Source organism: Pseudomonas sp. S2_C03 (assembly GCF_054668405.1).
The window spans coordinates 5957052-5975329 of record NZ_CP162766.1 but is presented as its reverse complement, the minus strand read 5'-3'; the positions used below and the strand labels follow the sequence as shown (position 1 = coordinate 5975329).

The 18278-nt window shown below is 58.6% G+C and carries 13 protein-coding genes and 1 tRNA gene; 13 read left to right on the top strand and 1 reads right to left on the bottom strand.

Annotated elements, in window-relative coordinates:
• The first annotated feature begins 37 nt into the window (after nucleotides 1-37).
• The 5 genes from dnaG (at nucleotide 38) to AB4N64_RS27450 (ending at nucleotide 9536) form a co-directional block, all read left to right on the top strand.
• Entirely contained in the window at nucleotides 38-2008 is a 1971-nt protein-coding gene (dnaG, locus tag AB4N64_RS27470) for a DNA primase (RefSeq protein WP_460120313.1), read from the top strand.
• A gap of 67 nt (nucleotides 2009-2075) precedes the next feature.
• The gene (gene rpoD, locus AB4N64_RS27465) at nucleotides 2076-3923 is read left to right on the top strand and encodes an RNA polymerase sigma factor RpoD (protein ID WP_460120311.1); all 1848 of its coding nucleotides are present in this window, start codon (nucleotides 2076-2078) and stop codon (nucleotides 3921-3923) included.
• Nucleotides 3924-4043: 120 nt separating this feature from the next.
• Nucleotides 4044-7790, top strand: a complete 3747-nt coding sequence (locus AB4N64_RS27460) for an EAL domain-containing protein (protein WP_460120309.1) — start codon at nucleotides 4044-4046, stop codon at nucleotides 7788-7790.
• Between the two features lie 15 nt (nucleotides 7791-7805).
• Nucleotides 7806-7882 (top strand) — tRNA-Ile (locus AB4N64_RS27455).
• Nucleotides 7883-8324: 442 nt separating this feature from the next.
• On the top strand, nucleotides 8325-9536 hold the full coding sequence (locus AB4N64_RS27450) for a glycosyltransferase family 4 protein (protein WP_460120307.1): 1212 nt from the start codon (nucleotides 8325-8327) through the stop codon (nucleotides 9534-9536).
• 9 nt (nucleotides 9537-9545) lie between these two features.
• Here AB4N64_RS27450 and AB4N64_RS27445 read toward each other — a convergent pair whose 3' ends face one another.
• The gene (locus tag AB4N64_RS27445; protein WP_460120305.1) at nucleotides 9546-10172 is read right to left on the bottom strand and encodes a peptidase M41; all 627 of its coding nucleotides are present in this window, start codon (nucleotides 10170-10172) and stop codon (nucleotides 9546-9548) included.
• A 145-nt stretch (nucleotides 10173-10317) separates the two neighbouring features.
• Between AB4N64_RS27445 and AB4N64_RS27440 the strand changes: the two genes are divergently transcribed.
• From AB4N64_RS27440 to pqqD, 8 genes are all read left to right on the top strand, one after another.
• Complete coding sequence (locus AB4N64_RS27440) at nucleotides 10318-10779, top strand: Lrp/AsnC family transcriptional regulator (RefSeq protein WP_460120303.1); 462 nt, start codon at nucleotides 10318-10320, stop codon at nucleotides 10777-10779.
• A gap of 171 nt (nucleotides 10780-10950) precedes the next feature.
• Nucleotides 10951-12633 carry a flavin monoamine oxidase family protein gene (locus AB4N64_RS27435; protein ID WP_460120301.1) on the top strand — a complete coding sequence of 561 codons (1683 nt, stop codon included), beginning with the start codon at nucleotides 10951-10953 and terminating at the stop codon, nucleotides 12631-12633.
• A gap of 12 nt (nucleotides 12634-12645) precedes the next feature.
• Nucleotides 12646-13440: a carbon-nitrogen hydrolase family protein gene (locus AB4N64_RS27430; protein WP_460120299.1), complete on the top strand. Its 795-nt coding sequence runs from the start codon at nucleotides 12646-12648 to the stop codon at nucleotides 13438-13440.
• Between the two features lie 48 nt (nucleotides 13441-13488).
• Nucleotides 13489-15933 (top strand): pyrroloquinoline quinone biosynthesis protein PqqF, encoded by a 2445-nt coding sequence (gene pqqF / locus AB4N64_RS27425; protein ID WP_460120297.1) that lies wholly within the window; start codon nucleotides 13489-13491, stop codon nucleotides 15931-15933.
• A 133-nt stretch (nucleotides 15934-16066) separates the two neighbouring features.
• Nucleotides 16067-16141 carry a pyrroloquinoline quinone precursor peptide PqqA gene (gene pqqA / locus AB4N64_RS27420; RefSeq protein ID WP_009045898.1) on the top strand — a complete coding sequence of 25 codons (75 nt, stop codon included), beginning with the start codon at nucleotides 16067-16069 and terminating at the stop codon, nucleotides 16139-16141.
• Between the two features lie 79 nt (nucleotides 16142-16220).
• Entirely contained in the window at nucleotides 16221-17132 is a 912-nt protein-coding gene (pqqB, locus tag AB4N64_RS27415) for a pyrroloquinoline quinone biosynthesis protein PqqB (protein WP_460120295.1), read from the top strand.
• Nucleotides 17133-17251: 119 nt separating this feature from the next.
• Complete coding sequence (gene pqqC, locus AB4N64_RS27410) at nucleotides 17252-18004, top strand: pyrroloquinoline-quinone synthase PqqC (RefSeq protein ID WP_460120294.1); 753 nt, start codon at nucleotides 17252-17254, stop codon at nucleotides 18002-18004.
• Nucleotides 18001-18276: a pyrroloquinoline quinone biosynthesis peptide chaperone PqqD gene (gene pqqD, locus AB4N64_RS27405; RefSeq protein WP_460120292.1), complete on the top strand. Its 276-nt coding sequence runs from the start codon at nucleotides 18001-18003 to the stop codon at nucleotides 18274-18276. The genes pqqC and pqqD overlap by 4 nt, the downstream gene beginning before the upstream one ends.
• Nucleotides 18277-18278: the final 2 nt, after the last annotated feature.

Below are 18278 nucleotides of genomic sequence, written 5' to 3'. Positions count from 1 at the left end.
GCTACGGTACCCTTTCATCGCAGACGACGAGAACGCCATGGCCGGGCTGATCCCCCAGAGCTTCATTGACGACCTTCTGAACCGCACCGACATCGTCGACGTGGTCAGCTCGCGCCTGCAACTGAAAAAAGCCGGCAAGAACCACACCGCCTGCTGCCCGTTTCATAAGGAAAAAACCCCGTCGTTCAGCGTCAGCCCCGACAAACAGTTCTATTACTGTTTTGGCTGCGGCGCCGGCGGCAACGCCCTCGGTTTCATCATGGACCACGACAACCTGGACTTTCCCCAGGCTGTCGAGGAACTGGCCAAAGCCGCCGGCATGGAAATCCCCCGCGAGGAAAGTGGCAGGGCGCGCAAACCGCGGCAGCCGACCGATTCGCCGCTGTATCCGCTGCTCACAGCCGCCGCCGACTTTTACCGCCAAGCACTCAAAAGCCACCCATCGCGCAAAGCCGCGGTGGATTACCTGAAGGGTCGTGGACTGACAGGGGAAATCGCCCGGGACTTCGGCCTCGGCTTCGCCCCACCCGGTTGGGACAACCTGTTCAAGCACTTGAGCAGCGACACCCTGCAACAGAAAGCCATGATCGATGCTGGCCTGCTGATCGAGAACGCCGAAACCGGCAAACGCTATGATCGTTTCCGCGATCGCGTCATGTTCCCGATTCGCGACAGCCGGGGTCGCATCATCGCCTTCGGCGGGCGGGTACTGGGCGATGACAAGCCCAAATACCTGAACTCACCGGAGACCCCGGTTTTTCACAAGGGCCAGGAGCTTTACGGCCTTTATGAAGCGCGCAAGAACAACCGCAACCTCGACGAAATCATCGTCGTCGAAGGCTACATGGACGTCATTGCGCTCGCCCAGCAAGGCCTGCGCAATGCCGTCGCCACGCTGGGTACGGCCACCAGCGAAGAGCACTTGAAGCGGCTGTTCCGCGTCGTACCGAACGTATTGTTCTGCTTCGACGGCGACCAGGCAGGCCGCAATGCTGCGTGGCGAGCCCTCGAAGCGACGCTATCGAGCTTGCAGGATGGACGCCGCGCACGCTTCCTGTTCCTGCCCGAGGGCGAAGACCCGGACACCCTGGTTCGCTCTGAAGGCACCGATGCTTTCCGCGCACGGATCAATCAGCACGCACAGCCCCTGGCGGATTACTTCTTCCAGCAACTGACTGAAGAAGCCGATCCACGCTCGCTCGAGGGCAAGGCGCACATGGCCACGCTTGCCGCGCCGCTGATCGATAAGGTTCCGGGTGCCAACCTGCGCACCCTGATGCGCCAGCGCCTGCTGGAAATCACCGGGCTGAGCGGTGAAGCCGTCAGCCAGCTGGTACACAGCGCACCACAGGACGCGCCGCCCGTCTATGACCCCGGCATGGACTACGACGCCATGCCCGATTACTCCGACTTCCATCAACCTCAGGAGGCCTATGCCCCCCAGCAGGAATGGACGCCGAAAAAATCCGCTACCGGCGGCAAAAAAAAATGGGACAAGAAACCGTGGAGCAAGGACGGCAAGCGTGGCGATCGCGAGGAGTACGCCCCGCGCACGCCCGTGGCAGTGGAAGCCCCGACGCTTATTGCCCTGCGAACGCTTATTCACCACCCCCAATTGGCCGGCAAGGTTGAAAGCGCCGATCATTTTGCCAACGAGAGCAACGTTTACGCCCAGGTGCTGATCGCCCTGATCGAAGCAGTGCAGAAAAATCCTCAGCTAAACTCTATTCAGTTGATGGCGCGCTGGCATGGCACCGAACAGGGGCGTTTGTTGAAGGCCCTTGCAGAAAAGGAGTGGTTGATTGATGGCGATAACCTTGAACAGCAATTTTTAGACACCATTAACAGGTTATCTGCGGGTCAACATACGCAGACCCTCGACGAACTTATCAAGAAAGCCAGGCAGCCGGGTTTATCGGCTGACGAGCAAATCCAGATAGCAAAACAGATGCGCGACCTCTTAAAACAGAACGTTTGCGCATCAAACCCGACCTCAACTGGCGCGTGAGGTCATAGCTCAGGTATAATCCTCGGCTTGTTTTTTGCCCGCCAAGACCTTCAGTGGATAGGGTGTTATGTCCGGAAAAGCGCAACAGCAGTCTCGTATTATTGAGTTGATCAAACTGGGTCGTGAGCAGAAGTATCTGACTTACGCCGAGGTCAACGACCACCTGCCCGAGGATATTTCAGATCCAGAGCAGGTGGAAGACATCATCCGCATGATTAATGACATGGGGATCCCCGTACACGAGAGTGCTCCGGATGCGGACGCCCTTATGCTGGCCGACGCCGATACCGACGAAGCCGCCGCCGAAGAGGCAGCAGCAGCGTTGGCAGCGGTCGAGACCGACATTGGTCGCACCACCGACCCTGTGCGCATGTATATGCGTGAAATGGGTACGGTAGAGCTCCTCACTCGTGAAGGCGAAATTGAAATCGCCAAGCGTATCGAGGAAGGCATCCGTGAAGTGATGGGCGCTATCGCGCACTTCCCTGGCACGGTCGACCATATTCTCTCCGAATACACTCGCGTCACCACCGAAGGTGGACGCCTGTCCGACGTTCTGAGTGGCTACATCGACCCGGATGACGGTATTACGCCGCCTGCCGCGGAAGTGCCGCCACCGGTCGACGCGAAAGCTGAAAAAGCCGACGACGACAGCGATGACGAAGAGGGCGAATCTTCGGACGACGAAGAAGAAGCCGAAAGCGGTCCGGATCCGATCGTCGCAGCCCAGCGTTTTGGTGCTGTTTCCGATCAGATGGAAATCACTCGCAAGGCGCTGAAAAAGCACGGTCGCGACAACAAGCAGGCAATTGCCGAGCTGTTGGCCCTGGCTGAGCTCTTCATGCCGATCAAGCTGGTACCCAAGCAATTCGAAGGCTTGGTCGAGCGTGTTCGCAGTGCCCTGGATCGTCTGCGTCAGCAAGAGCGTGCGATCATGCAATTGTGCGTTCGTGATGCCCGCATGCCGCGTGCCGATTTCCTGCGCCAGTTCCCGGGCAACGAAATCGACGAAAGCTGGACCGACGCGCTGGCCAAAGGCAAAAGCAAGTACGCCGAAGCCATTGCTCGCCTGCAACCGGACATCGTTCGTTGCCAGCAGAAGCTGTCCGCGCTTGAAGCCGAAACCGGCTTGACCATCGCCGAGATCAAGGACATCAACCGTCGCATGTCGATCGGTGAGGCCAAAGCCCGCCGCGCGAAGAAAGAGATGGTCGAAGCGAACTTGCGTCTGGTGATTTCCATCGCCAAGAAGTACACCAACCGTGGCCTGCAATTCCTCGACCTGATCCAGGAAGGCAACATTGGCCTGATGAAAGCGGTAGACAAGTTCGAATACCGTCGCGGCTACAAGTTCTCGACTTATGCCACCTGGTGGATCCGTCAGGCGATCACTCGCTCGATCGCCGACCAGGCACGCACCATCCGTATTCCGGTGCACATGATCGAGACGATCAACAAGCTCAACCGTATTTCCCGCCAGATGTTGCAGGAAATGGGTCGTGAACCGACTCCGGAAGAGCTGGGCGAACGCATGGAAATGCCTGAGGACAAGATCCGCAAGGTATTGAAGATCGCAAAAGAACCGATTTCCATGGAAACCCCGATCGGTGATGATGAAGACTCCCATCTGGGCGACTTCATCGAAGACTCGACCATGCAGTCGCCTATCGATGTCGCCACCGTTGAGAGCCTCAAGGAAGCGACTCGCGAAGTACTGTCCGGCCTCACGGCACGTGAAGCCAAGGTCCTGCGCATGCGCTTCGGCATCGACATGAACACCGACCACACGCTCGAAGAGGTTGGTAAGCAGTTCGACGTCACCCGCGAGCGGATTCGTCAGATCGAAGCCAAGGCGTTGCGCAAGCTGCGCCACCCGACGAGAAGCGAGCATCTGCGCTCCTTCCTCGACGAGTAGTCCAGAACCCCCGGCCCAGGCCGGGGGTTTTGCTTTTTGCAGATAAAATCCCCCGCACTTCGCTCCCGCCGTATAGCCCGTCTACACTCGAAACATTCCCCGAGCCATAACGAGACCGTTATGACCAGACTGCCGACCGTGCTTTTTTTGCTGTCGCTGATGACCTGGACTGCAACGGCTGGCGCGCTGACTCTGACCGACGAAGAACGTAGCTGGCTGACCGCCCACCCGGACTTGCGCCTGGGGGTCGATGCCTCATGGCCACCTTTTGAGTTTCGTGACGACCAAGGCCGTTATCAGGGGCTTGCAGCGGACTATATCGACCTGATCCGACAACGACTGGCCATCAACCTCACGCCCATCGAGCCCGTCAGCTGGACGGTCGTACTGGAGCAGGCCAGACAGGCCAAACTCGACCTGTTGCCTGGCATCATGTCGACCCCGGAACGCCAGACCTATCTATCGTTTACGCGACCCTATCTCGACTTCCCGATTGTCATCCTAGCCCACGTGGGGGGTGCTCAGCCGCGCAAAATCGAAGACCTGTACGGCCTGAAAATCGCTGTAGTGGAGGACTACGCCCCCCATGAACTGCTGCGCACCCATCATCCAGACCTGAACCTTGTGGGCATGCCCAACGTTGCCTCGGCGCTACAGGCATTGGCAACCGATGAAGTGGACGCCGTGGTGGGTGACCTGGCATCCAGCGTCTGGAGCCTGCGCCAGCTCAAGCTCGACGGCTTGTACGTCAGCGGTGAAACGCCTTATCGCTATCAGTTGGCGATGGGCGTTCCCCGCGAAAACAAGACTCTGGTGGGCATTCTGGACAAGGTGCTGGCCGATATGGCCCCGGAAGAAATCAGTTCGATCCAGGAACGCTGGATCGGCAACGTGCTGGACCATCGCACGTTTTGGTCCGACCTGCTGGTTTACGGCCTCCCCGGGCTGCTGCTACTGGTCACCATATTGGCCGTGGTCATCCGCATCAACCGCCGCCTGAGTTCAGAAATTGCTCGTCGTGTCGACCTTGAACAGGAGCTGCGCAGCAGCGAATACCATTACCGTGGGCTTGTGGAGAGTCTTTCGGCCATTGCCTGGGAAGCTCGGATTACCGATTTTACTTACAGCTACGTGTCACCCCATGCCGAAGAGCTGCTCGGCTACCCACTGGCCCATTGGCTCATTCCAGGCTTCTGGCGCAACATCATCCACCCCGCCGACCTGACCCGTGCCCAGACCTTCTGCGATCACGAAGTGCTGGCCGGTCGCGATCACAGCCTCGATTACCGGGTCATCACCGCCGACGGCCGCTGCATTTGGGTGCGCGACATTGTCAGCTTGATCGAGCATGGGCATGAACCCGTAATGCGCGGGCTGATGATCGACATCAGCGAGGCCAAACGCACCGAGGAGGCCTTGCGCCTGTCCGAGCAGAAGTTTGCCTCGGTATTCCAGCAGTGCCCGGACATCCTGGTCATCGCACGACTCTGCGACGGCTGCCTGCTGGAGGTCAACGAAGCCTTCGAAGAACAGATCGGCCTCAAGGCTGAAGATGTCATTGGCCAGACCGCCTCCGACCTGAACATCTGGGGCATTCCCGGGGTGGGGCCGGGGCTGTTGCAACGCTTGCAGGCCGGCAGTATCCGCAATCTGGAGATGCTTTTCAGGCGCAACAATGGTCAGGTGTTTACCGGCCTGATCTCGGCCGAACCGTTCGACCTCGATACCACGCCGGCGCTGGTGGTGGTCGTGCGTGACATCCACCAACTCAAGGAAACCCAGCAACAGCTGCAAACTTCTGAAGAAAAATTTGCCAAGGCCTTCCACGCCTCGCCCGACGGTCTGCTACTGTCGCGACAGAGCGACGGCCTGCTACTGGAGGTCAACGAAGGCTTCAGCCGCATCACCGGTTTTAACAGTGCCATGTCGGTGGACCGCTCATCGCTGGAACTGGGCATCTGGGTCAATCTCAATGAGCGCAAGCAGATGCTTGACCTGCTGCACCGCGACGGTTTCGTTCGTGACTTCAGCTGCCACATTCGCCGCAGCGACGGTCAGATCCGGCTTTGCGAAGTGTCGAGCCGGCCACTGCCCATCGGCGATGAAGACTGCATGCTCACCATCGCCCGGGACATCACCGAACGACACCTGATGCAGGAAAAACTGCAACAGGCCGCGACCGTGTTCGAAAGCACCGCCGAGGGCGTATTGATCACCGACACCCAGCAACACATCAGCGCGGTCAATCGCGCCTTCACTGAAATCACCGGCTACAGCGAAAGTGAAGCATTGGGCCACACCCCTCGCCTGCTCGCCTCCGGCCTGCACGACAGTGCGTTCTATGCAGCCATGTGGCATCAACTGACTGCCGAGGGACACTGGCAGGGGGAAATTTCCAACCGGCGCAAAAATGGCGAGCTGTACCCCAGCTGGCTGACCATCAGCGCGGTGCGCAACCGCGACAAATTCATCACCCACTTCGTTGCCGTGTTCGCGGATATTTCCAGCCTCAAGCACGCCCAGGCCAAGCTCGATTACCAGGCCCACCACGACCCATTGACCGGCTTGCCGAATCGCACGCTGTTCGAAAGCCGGCTGCAAACAGCACTGAACAACCAACGTGAAAACGGGGGCCAGGGCGCGGTGCTATTTCTCGATCTGGACCGATTCAAACACATCAATGACAGCCTGGGTCACCCGGTCGGCGACCTGCTCCTCAAAGGTATCGCGGTGCGCCTCAAGGAGCAGTTGCGCGACATCGACACCGTGGCGCGCCTGGGCGGCGATGAGTTCATCATCCTGCTGCCCGGCCTGCAACAGTGCAGCGACGCCGACAACATCGCGATCAAACTCCTCAACTGTTTCTGCGCCCCCTTCCAGGCTGGCGAGCATGAGTTCTTTATCAGCGCCAGCATCGGGACCAGCCTGTATCCAAAAGACGGCTGTGACGTGGCCACCCTGGTCAAGAACGCCGACGCGGCGATGTACCGCTCCAAGGCCAAGGGTCGCAATCGAGTCGAGAGCTACACTCGCGACTTGACCGCCCAGGCCAGCGAGCGCATCGCTCTGGAGTATGAACTGCGCCGCGCCATCGAGCGTAATGAGCTGTTGCTGCACTATCAGCCAAAAATCAGCCTTGAGGACAATCGCCTGGTCGGCGCCGAGGCTCTCATTCGCTGGCACCACCCGACCTTTGGCGAAGTACCGCCAGAACACTTCATTTCGTTGGCCGAAGAAAACGGCATGATCCTGCAAATCGGCGACTGGGTACTCGAAACCGCCTGCCGACAGATGTACGAATGGAGCCTGACGTATGAAAGCCTCGGGCCATTGTCGGTCAATCTTGCGGGCGCCCAATTGCGCCAGCCCAACCTGCTCGGACGGATCGACCAACTGCTCAAGGACAACGGACTTAAGCCCGGATTACTGCAACTGGAAATTACCGAAAACTTCATCATGAGCCAGGCCGAGGAAGCGCTGGCGGTGTTGCATCAACTCAAGCACCTGGGCGTGCAACTGGCCATCGATGATTTCGGCACCGGTTATTCGTCCCTCAGCTACCTCAAGCGACTGCCGCTGGACATCCTCAAGATCGACCAATCATTCGTTCGCGGCCTGCCGGATGACCCCCACGACGTGGCAATCGTGCGCGCCATCATCGCCCTGGGGCGCAGCATGCAGTTCACCGTCATCGCCGAAGGTGTCGAGACCTTGGCACAACAGCAATTCCTGGCCCAGGAAAGCTGTGAACAAATCCAGGGTTACATCGTCAGCCCCCCCATGCCCGCCGACGAATTCGCCGCGACGTTTCTTCGCATAGCCATATCGGATTTTTCGGATAGCACAGCCGAGAAACCGTCGTTATAATCCGCGACCTACTGAGGGCCTATAGCTCAGTTGGTTAGAGCAGAGGACTCATAATCCTTTGGTCCACGGTTCAAGTCCGTGTGGGCCCACCAAACAAGAAAGCCGCGCACTGCGCGGCTTTTGCGTTTTTATGAATAGGCCGATCTACATGAGAACGCGCTAGCCGAAACTTTGTATAAAGGGTCCGGCGCATCGCCGGATCGCTCCTGTCACATTCGGCGCCCGCTCACTCCGCTCGAGTGATCGATTCAGTACCCCCCTCCAGCGCTGATTACGGATCCCGCCTACCTGAAAAAATTGATCACCGCACACTCACGCGGTCGAAATTCTGCGTTAAAAAAACCCTTTTACCTTACAGGATAAGGACCTATAAAAATCTCAATCCGCAGGTGAAAAAAAGATGTTTCGGACTGCTACAATTCCCCCGAACGCCTGCAGTGTTATTTTCAATGGGCAGCAAAAAAATGGCGCCAGTAGTAGGACGCGCCCGGCAGGAAATACCACTTAGCCGTCAAGGATTCCTGTGAGGGGAATATGATCAACGAGCCATACATCCTGTTCACAAGAATCCCGATCAAAAAGGATGATCATGGCAACCTGTTCGCCGACCCTCTTTGGGCCAAAGATATAGAGTTGCATCTGGACTACATCCAGAGCTTTGGAATTTGCTGCCCTGTTGAAAAAAGCAATAAAGTCGACGGCTTGAAAAACATCACCAGCTTGAACATACAATGGCTCTACGGACTAAAAAACGACTACGGGCTAGTGTCCGTTGTTAAAAATCTTGTTCCAAACTTTATAACCGTCATAAAAGCCTGTAGAACCGCCCGAATTGTTCATTCCGATGGGGCAGGCTGGGCATTCCCGTTGTCTTTTTATCTTCTGCCACTCAAGCCGCTCATGCGCTTCCAATGGATCATTGTCATTGAGTCTTCATTCTGGATGCTCAGTCAGGGGGAGCCCAGGACCTTTAGAAAGGCCATTGAACACTACGCGCACAAGATTCTGTTGAAACGCTGTTTGAAGCGGGCAAACGCAAGGATATTTACCCAGTCATTTTATCGGGAATATTTTCTGGGCGACGATGACAGCCGAGCTTTGATAAACCATGCCACTTGGGTGGACAAACAACACGTCACCAATCAAGAGGCGGTCGAAAACAAATTCAGAGACCGGCTCGATGGCGCACTCAATATCTTTTACCCATCGCGTCTGGCGGAGGATAAAGGTGTACTCGTTGTACTCGATGCCATAAAAAAATTGAAACATGACAACTTGAACATTAATGTAACCGTCATGGGTTCAGGCGATCTTAAAGAGCATTGCCAGCGATTTGCCGAAGAAGATCACGGGGGCGTAAAAGTCCGGTTTCAGGACGCTGTCAATTATGGGGAGGACTTTTTCAACGTCATTTCCCAATATGACTGGTTGCTCGTCCCGACCCTGAAACAGGAGCAGCCCCGGATCATTTTTGACGCCTTCAGCCAGGGCGTGCCGGTCATCGCCTCCGACACCTCGGGAATTCTGGACATCACCAATGAGGACAACGCCCTGATCTTTGAAACGGGCAATTCGTCCAGCCTGGCAGACAGCATTCGGCATATCGCCCGGCATCCCGAACTGGCATTGAAAATGGGGCTGGCCGGTCTGGAATACGCGACTGGCAAAACCCACCTACAGATGCACCAGGACCGGGAAAAATTCCTCAAGAACAGTCTGGAACCCTACGCCAGCCTCCCAACCTGAGTGCCGCGCTCACACGCGCAACAATGGAATGGCCTGAACTATCGGCAATCTTTCCAGCGAGTCTCGGCCGAACACCACCTCGTAGGTATCCGCCGCCCTCCCCCACTGTTCGACGATCGCCATGCCGCCAACCAGCAAGCTTCCCAGTTCGATGATCGTGTCGGCCTGGTCCTCGACGACGGTTTGAGTTCGAACCCAGATCCCATCCGTCAGGGTCTTCAGCTCGGTCGCGATGCGCTCGGGCGACCCTGGATCCGTTTCGGGATAGCAGATGTTGCGCAGCAAATGCTGTAGTTCTTTGACCTTCGCGTAATCCTGTTCCGCTCCCAACGCACCTTTGAGAATGGCGATTGCCTTCGTTTTGTCGACCCCAGCCGGAGAAAGTGTCTGCGCCATGACGCCGGCAAAGAGCACCATCATCCGCGCTTCCAGGTGCGCTTTCATGACCGCCATCGACGCAATTGGCTTCGCCAGGGTGATGGTGGCACCTCCGTGATGCCTCAAGTCCATGGTCACGGCCAGGGTCACACCGCCGGTTGCAAACCCCAGGGTGCGCGCCACGACATAGTGGCCCATTTCGTGATGAGCGATCTGCAAAGCATGTTCGCGTACCGCGCTGGGCATGATCCTGGACATTTCTGCGCCTCGCTTCCTTCGATTCTGCATTCCACTATGGGCAATACATGACTGTCCAGACCCGATATCAAGCATTTACTGCCGCCAGCGTCTGCGGTGCCTGTAACATGTTCAATCCTGGATCTGTACCGCTGGAGCCCACCCATTGCACGACATCCGTCCGCCCGTTCTTGACGAAATCGACCGCCAACTGATCGCAGCCCTGCAGATCAATGCCCGCGAGAGCGTGGCCATGCTTGCCCGGCAACTGGGTATCGCGCGCACCACCGTCACGTCCCGGCTGGCGCGCCTGGAAAAGGCCAAGGTGATTACCGGATACGGTGTGCGCCTGGGTCAGCGGGTGGTGGACGGCGGCTTGCAGGCCTATGTCGGCATTACCGTGCAACCACGCTCCGGCAAGGAAGTACTGCGTCGTCTCAGCGCCATGGCGCAGGTGCAACAGTTGTGCGCGGTCAGTGGCGAATTTGATTATGTGGCGTGGCTGCGCACGGACTCGCCGGAGCAACTGGATCAATTGCTGGACCAGATTGGCTCGGTCGACGGGGTAGAGAAGACCACCACCTCGATCATCCTGAGCAGCAAAATTGATCGGGGCCAGCCGGTTTGAAGGGTTCGTAAAGCAACAACTATGATGTCGTCATTCGTCATATTGACTCAATAACAACCAGAATGACGACACTTTGCGCCTTATTAACGTGTTCTGCGCTCTCTAGAATGGCTGGCATCTTTTCCTATACTCAGACGCGCATCCCGTGTCCGGTCGCCAGTAAGGTCAGCCATGAACAAGAACAATCGCCACCCTGCAGACGGTAAGAAACCAGTCACCATTTTCGGCCCGGATTTCCCATTCGCCTTCGACGACTGGATCGAACACCCGGCGGGCCTGGGCAGCATTCCTGCACACCATCACGGCGCCGAAGTGGCGATCGTCGGCGCGGGCATCGCTGGTCTGGTGGCGGCCTACGAGCTGATGAAGCTGGGGCTTAAACCGGTCGTCTACGAAGCCTCGAAATTGGGTGGGCGCCTGCGCTCGCAAGCGTTCAACGGCACCGACGGGATCGTCGCCGAGTTAGGCGGCATGCGGTTTCCAGTGTCCTCCACCGCGTTCTACCACTATGTGGACAAACTGGGTCTTCAGACCAAGCCTTTCCCCAACCCCCTGACGCCTGCCTCCGGCAGCACCGTCATCGACCTGGAAGGCACCACTCACTACGCACAGAAACTGGCTGACCTTCCCGCACTGTTCCAGGAAGTGGCTGACGCCTGGGCTGACGCGCTGGAGGCTGGATCGCAATTCTCCGACATCCAGCAAGCGATCCGCGACCGCGACGTACCGCGCCTCAAAGAGCTGTGGAACACCCTTGTCCCATTATGGGACGACCGCACCTTCTACGACTTCGTTGCGACTTCCGAAGCGTTCGCCAAGCTATCTTTCCACCATCGGGAAGTGTTCGGCCAGGTTGGATTCGGCACGGGCGGCTGGGACTCGGACTTCCCGAACTCGATGCTGGAAATTTTCCGCGTGGTCATGACCAACTGCGACGATCACCAACACCTGGTGGTCGGCGGCGTGGAGCAAGTCCCACAGGGTATCTGGCGGCATGCTCCAGAGCGTTGCGTACACTGGCCGCAAGGCACCAGCCTCAAGTCACTGCACCGTGGAGCACCGCGCTCCGGGGTGAAAAAAATAGCTCACGCCGCCGATGGCCGATTTGCCGTCACCGATAACAACGGCGATACCCGCGAATACGCGGCGGTGCTGACCACTTGCCAAAGCTGGCTGTTGACGACCCAGATCGAATGCGACGAAACCCTGTTCTCGCAAAAAATGTGGATGGCCCTGGACCGTACCCGTTACATGCAATCCTCGAAGACCTTCGTGATGGTCGACCGCCCGTTCTGGAAGGACAAGGACCCGGAAACCGGCCGCGACCTGATGAGCATGACCCTCACCGACCGCCTGACCCGTGGCACGTACCTGTTCGACAACGGCGACGACAAACCCGGGGTCATCTGCCTGTCGTACTCGTGGATGAGCGACGCGCTGAAAATGCTCCCACACCCGGTGGAGAAACGCGTGAAGCTGGCGCTCGACGCCCTCAAGAAGATCTATCCGAAAGTCGACATTGCCGCACGGATCATCGGCGACCCGATCACCGTCTCCTGGGAGGCCGACCCGCACTTCCTCGGGGCCTTCAAAGGTGCGCTGCCCGGTCACTATCGCTACAACCAACGCATGTACGCGCACTTCATGCAGGACGAAATGCCGGCAGAACAGCGCGGGATTTTCATTGCGGGCGACGATGTATCGTGGACGCCAGCATGGGTCGAAGGCGCGGTGCAGACCTCACTCAATGCGGTCTGGGGCATCATGAAACACTTCGGCGGTGAAACTCACGCCGAGAACCCGGGTCCAGGAGATGTGTTCAAAGAGATCGGTCCGATCGCCCTGCCCGAGTAAGAGGAATCCCAAATGCGCGTAGCTCTTTACCAATGCCCACCGCTGCCCCTGGATGTCGCCGGTAACCTGCAACGCCTGCATCAGCTGGCGCTGGAGGCCAAGGGCGCCGACCTGCTGGTGGTGCCGGAGATGTTCCTGACCGGCTACAACATCGGCGTCGATGCGGTCAGCGTGCTGGCCGAGGTGTACAACGGTGAGTCGGCCCAGCAAATCGCGCGCATCGCCAAAGCCGCCGGGATTGCCATTTTGTATGGTTATCCCGAGCGCACCGAGGATGGGCAGATCTACAACGCGGTACAGTTGATCGACGCTAACGGCGAGCGCCTGTGCAACTACCGCAAGACTCACCTGTACGGCGACCTCGACCGCTCGATGTTCAGCGCCGGTCGCGACGATTTCCCAATCGTGGAGATTAACGGCTGGAAGCTCGGTTTCCTGATCTGCTACGACCTGGAGTTTCCAGAGAACGCGCGGCGCCTGGCCCTGGCGGGTGCCGAGCTGATTCTGGTGCCAACGGCGAACATGATTCCCTACGACTTTGTCGCCGACGTGACCGTGCGCTCTCGGGCCTTCGAAAACCAGTGCTACGTGGCTTACGCCAACTATTGCGGCAGCGAAGGCGACATTCAGTATTGCGGACAGAGCAGCATCGCCGCGCCGGATGGAAGCCGCGTCGCCCAGGCTGGCCTGGATGAAGCACTGATCGTCGGGGAGCTTGATCGCCCGTTGCTGAACGACTCCCGCGCAGCCAATCGCTACTTGCTCGATCGTCGCCCGGAGCTATACGGCGAGCTGAACAAGCGCTGATCCATCGTTATCCGCTAGCATGGGCGCTTCTCTGTCCTGGAAGTGCTCATGCCTGCGCCGATTCCCTCTCGCCCCCACACGGAAACCCTGGCCAACGGCTTGCGGGTGACGCTACGTCATGCCCCTGACTTAAAGCGCTGCGCGGCGGCATTAAGGGTCGCGGCAGGCAGTCATGATGTGCCGCTGGCCTGGCCGGGCCTGGCGCATTTCCTTGAGCACCTGCTGTTTCTCGGCACAGACCGCTTCCCTGGAAATCAAGGGTTGATGGCCTACGTTCAATGTCACGGCGGGCAGGTCAATGCGCGAACCAGTGAGCGCACGACCGACTTCTTTTTCGAGCTGCCCCCCAAGCATTTCAGCGCAGGGCTTGAACGACTGTCAGACATGCTCGCTCATCCGCGAATGAGTCCGGACGATCAACAGCGTGAACGCGAGGTGTTGCACGCTGAATTTGTCGCCTGGTCGCAGGATGCGCGGGCGCAACAGCAGCTGGCGCTGTTCGATGGGCTGTCGGCGGGTCATCCATTACGAGGGTTTCACGCTGGTAATCGCGACACGTTGCCGGTGCCGGAAGCGGACTTTCAACTGGCACTGAAGGATTTCCATCAGCGTTTCTACCAGACCGGACAGATGACCTTGAGCCTGGCGGGGCCACAGAGTATCGAAGATCTGCGGCAACTGGCGCTGGGTTTCGGTGCAGTGATTACAACCGGAGAAAACATCCCACAGACAAAACCGTTGGCGCTGATGGCGTCCTCAGACAGCACGTATCAACAGGTGAGCGAGCGCCGGCTCGATCTACTCTTCACGTTTGAATCGCTGCCTCCTTTCTCGGGTGAGGCGCTGGCGTTCCTGTGTCACTGGCTGAACCTCGGAAGACACGGAGGGTTGCTGTCACAGTTGCGTGCCAGTGACTTGGCGGAGCGTTTGAAGGCGCAGGTGCTGTATCGGTTTGCCGAACAAGCCGTGCTGCATATCGAGGTCGCCACAACAGCCCCGCCGAACGTAGTCCGCGAGAACCTCCTCGACTGGCTGGGCTTCTTTGCCAAGCAGGATTGGTCGGCTCTGCGTGACGAATACACGGTATTGCAGGCGCGTCAGCAACAGATGAGCAGCGCCCTGCAATTGGCCCGCCTGGACAGTGAACAGCTCGAAATCGGTTTATCCAATCAAGGTGTCGTCGCGCTTGAACACATTCTGAAGACTATGGGCGCTGTGGATAACTTCAGCGGTGAATGGCAGTTGCCCGCACCCAATCCGTTCCTGCACCTCGAAGCTCCCGCCCAGAATGCTGGCCTTATTCGCGGTCAAACCAGCAAACACCGTGGCCTGAGAACCTTTGCCCAGGATCGCTCGCGCAACCGTCGTGAAACTTCGCCGATGCAATTCAGCCAGGCCCTGCCAGACAACACGGCACAAGGGGCAATCTACCTGCGCTGGCGACTGCAGGCCTCGCCTCAGCCACGTCTGCAACAACATCTTGAGGACCGACTGCAACCGCTGTGCGAAGAAGCCCGCCAAGCCGGCGTCGAGATATCATTCAGCGCGTCGGGCAATGAATGGCTGCTGAGAGTGACGGGGCTGCAGGAGTCGATGCCGAGTATTTTGGAACACGCGCTGAAAGAACTGACGACGCCCGTCAGTGGCTGCTCACTTGAGGTGTCGAAAAATCCTGCGCCGATCCCAATCAAGCAGTTGCTCAAAGTCTTGCCCGATCATTGCCTTGAGCCGACGGCGCTCTGCGATGATGCGCAGCAGCTGTGGTCCACCGCACGGTGGGAAGGCCTGGCCGTCGGTCTCTCAGCGCAGACGCAGGCCGCATTGGGGTTAGCCCTGAGCCGCACACCCGGTATTGCCGATGGCCAAGTGGCAACCGCACGCTCGATCAACGGGCAGCGTCTGTGGACAACGTTGGATACCGGCTCCAGCGAACACGCGATTCTGCTGTTCTGTCCGACAGCTACGCGGGAAATCTCCGACGAGGCTGCCTGGCGCCTCTTAGGGTTGGTCTGTCAGACGCCGATCTATCAGCGTCTGCGTGTTGAACTGCAATTGGGTTATGCCGTCTTCAGCTCTCTGCGCCAGATCCATGGGCGGACCGGACTGCTGATAGGCGTACAGTCGCCAAGTACCCCACCCCTGCAATTGCTGGAACACATTGAACGCTTCTTCGGCGAGCTACCCGCCATGATCGAGGCGATCGATGCCGCCACATTCATCTCCCAGCGCCAGTCGCTCGCCGAGCAATTCGATCCAGCCCTATTGCCGCTGGCCCAGGCCGCCGAACAGCTCTGGCAGGGTAAACAGGCAGGCCACTCGTCGGATTACCTGGCTCAGTTGCCATTGGCGATTCAGGCCCTCCAACACAGCGATTTGATCGCCGCCGCCCACCGACTGAACGATACCGAAGGTGGCTGGCGATGCCTGGCCACCCATTCTGAACCGCCGCCTCCCTGGCGCTTGACGCGAGGATTTTTACCGCTGGTGCAATGAGCTTTTTCCGAGATTGCCGGCCATTCATTTGTAAATTTGAGTAACATAGCCACCTAACTATCTGAACATCTCCGGTTGGAGGTGGACTATATGTATAGCTATCAACCGTCCCATCACCACAAGGAGCGCTCCCATGTCCTGGTCCAAGCCTGCTTACACCGACCTGCGTATCGGCTTTGAAGTCACCATGTACTTCGCCAGCCGCTAAGGTTGTAGACTCAAAGCGATGTGCAACGCCTCGGTTTACCGGGGCGTTTTTATTTTCAGAGTTGAATGACGGAGCGCCCATGTTTGTCCAGATCCTAGGTTCCGCTGCCGGCGGCGGTTTCCCCCAGTGGAACTGCAACTGCGTGAACTGCGCAGGTTTTCGCGACGGCAGCCTGAATGCCAAGGCCCGAACCCAGTCATCCATTGCGATTTCCGATGACGGTATCAACTGGGTCCTGTGCAACGCCTCGCCGGACATCCGTGCCCAGCTCCAGAGCTTCGCCCCAATGCAACCGGGCCGGGCCCTTCGCGACACCGGCATCAGCGCCATTGTGTTGATGGACAGCCAGATCGATCACACCACCGGCCTGCTCAGTCTGCGTGAGGGATGCCCGCACAACGTCTGGTGCACCGACATGGTCCATGAAGACCTGAGCACCGGTTTCCCGCTGTTCACCATGCTTACCCACTGGAACGGCGGGCTAAGCTGGAACCGCATCGAGTTGGACCGCAGCTTCACCATTCCCGCTTGCCCGAACCTGCGTTTCATCCCACTGCCACTGCGCAGTGCGGCGCCACCGTATTCACCGCATCGCTTCGACCCGCATCCTGGCGACAACATCGGGCTCATCGTTGAGGACCTGAACACCGGCGGCAAGCTGTTCTACGCCCCCGGCCTGGGCAAGGTGGACGCGCCGCTGATGCAGATCATGGCAGGCAGCGACTGCCTGCTGGTGGATGGCACGTTATGGGATGACGACGAAATGCAACGCCGCGGCGTCGGCACCCGCACCGGCCGTGAAATGGGACACTTGGCACAGAACGGCGCCGGCGGCATGCTCGAGGTGCTGGATCAGTTGCCCAAGCAGCGCAAGGTGCTTATCCACATCAACAACACCAACCCGATTCTCGATGAAGACTCGCCGGAGCGCGCGGAGCTGGTTCGGCGTGACGTCGAAGTGGCGTATGACGGGATGAGTATTGTTTTGTAAGAGGCCAAGACCGCTTCGCGGCCTATCGCGAGCAGGCTCGCTCCCATACGATGACGGGCTGCCTGCATTTACAGCAAAGCTCGCGATGAGGCCCTACCCGACACCGCTGGAGCCCCGAAATGACTGACACCCCGCTCTCCCCCGCCGAATTCGAAGCCGCCCTGAAGGCCAAGGGCGCCTATTACCACATCCATCACCCCTACCACGTGGCGATGTACGAAGGCCGGGCGACCCGGGAGCAAATCCAGGGCTGGGTCGCCAACCGTTTCTACTATCAGGTGAACATCCCCCTGAAGGACGCGGCCATCCTGGCCAACTGCCCGGACCGCGAAATCCGCCGCGAGTGGATTCAGCGCCTGCTCGATCACGATGGCGCCCCTGGCGAAGACGGCGGAATTGAAGCCTGGTTGCGCCTGGGCCAGGCTGTCGGCCTCGACCCTGACCAATTGCGTTCCCAGGAACTGGTCCTGCCCGGTGTGCGTTTTGCCGTGGACGCCTACGTCAACTTCGCCCGCCGTGCGAGCTGGCAGGAAGCCGCCAGCAGCTCGCTGACCGAACTGTTCGCGCCACAGATACACCAGTCGCGCCTGGACAGCTGGCCCCAGCATTACCCGTGGATCGACCCGGCCGGCTACGAATACTTTCGCACTCGCCTGGGCCAGGCGCGGCGCGATGTCGAGCATGGACTGGCGATCACCCTGCGACACTACACGACACGGGAAGGCCAGGAGCGCATGCTGGAAATTCTCCAGTTCAAACTGGACATTCTTTGGAGCATGCTCGACGCCATGAGCATGGCCTACGAATTGAAACGCCCGCCGTATCACAGCGTGACCGAACAACGGGTCTGGCATAAAGGAATCAACCTATGAGTTTCGACCGCAGCAAAACCCCGACCTGGCGTCCCGGCTACCGTTTCCAGTACGAACCGGCGCAAAAAGGTCACGTGCTGCTGTACCCCGAAGGCATGATCAAACTCAATGACAGTGCCGCGCTGATCGGTGGTTTGATCGACGGCCAGCGCGACGTCGCGGCGATCATCACCGAGCTCGACAAGCAGTTCCCCGGGGTACCGGAACTGGGTGACGACATCGAGCAATTCATGGAGGTTGCCCGTGCTCAGCACTGGATCGAACTTGCCTGACG

Excerpts from the sequence above, each read along its gene's own strand:
- dnaG (WP_460120313.1), top strand. The coding sequence starts at position 38 with ATGGCCGGGCTGATCCCCCAGAGCTTCATTGACGACCTTCTGAACCGC.
- rpoD (WP_460120311.1), top strand. The coding sequence starts at position 2,076 with ATGTCCGGAAAAGCGCAACAGCAGTCTCGTATTATTGAGTTGATCAAA.
- AB4N64_RS27460 (WP_460120309.1), top strand. The coding sequence starts at position 4,044 with ATGACCAGACTGCCGACCGTGCTTTTTTTGCTGTCGCTGATGACCTGG.
- AB4N64_RS27450 (WP_460120307.1), top strand. The coding sequence starts at position 8,325 with ATGATCAACGAGCCATACATCCTGTTCACAAGAATCCCGATCAAAAAG.
- AB4N64_RS27445 (WP_460120305.1), bottom strand. The coding sequence starts at position 10,172 with ATGTCCAGGATCATGCCCAGCGCGGTACGCGAACATGCTTTGCAGATC.
- AB4N64_RS27435 (WP_460120301.1), top strand. The coding sequence starts at position 10,951 with ATGAACAAGAACAATCGCCACCCTGCAGACGGTAAGAAACCAGTCACC.
- AB4N64_RS27430 (WP_460120299.1), top strand. The coding sequence starts at position 12,646 with ATGCGCGTAGCTCTTTACCAATGCCCACCGCTGCCCCTGGATGTCGCC.
- pqqF (WP_460120297.1), top strand. The coding sequence starts at position 13,489 with ATGCCTGCGCCGATTCCCTCTCGCCCCCACACGGAAACCCTGGCCAAC.
- pqqB (WP_460120295.1), top strand. The coding sequence starts at position 16,221 with ATGTTTGTCCAGATCCTAGGTTCCGCTGCCGGCGGCGGTTTCCCCCAG.
- pqqC (WP_460120294.1), top strand. The coding sequence starts at position 17,252 with ATGACTGACACCCCGCTCTCCCCCGCCGAATTCGAAGCCGCCCTGAAG.
- pqqD (WP_460120292.1), top strand. The coding sequence starts at position 18,001 with ATGAGTTTCGACCGCAGCAAAACCCCGACCTGGCGTCCCGGCTACCGT.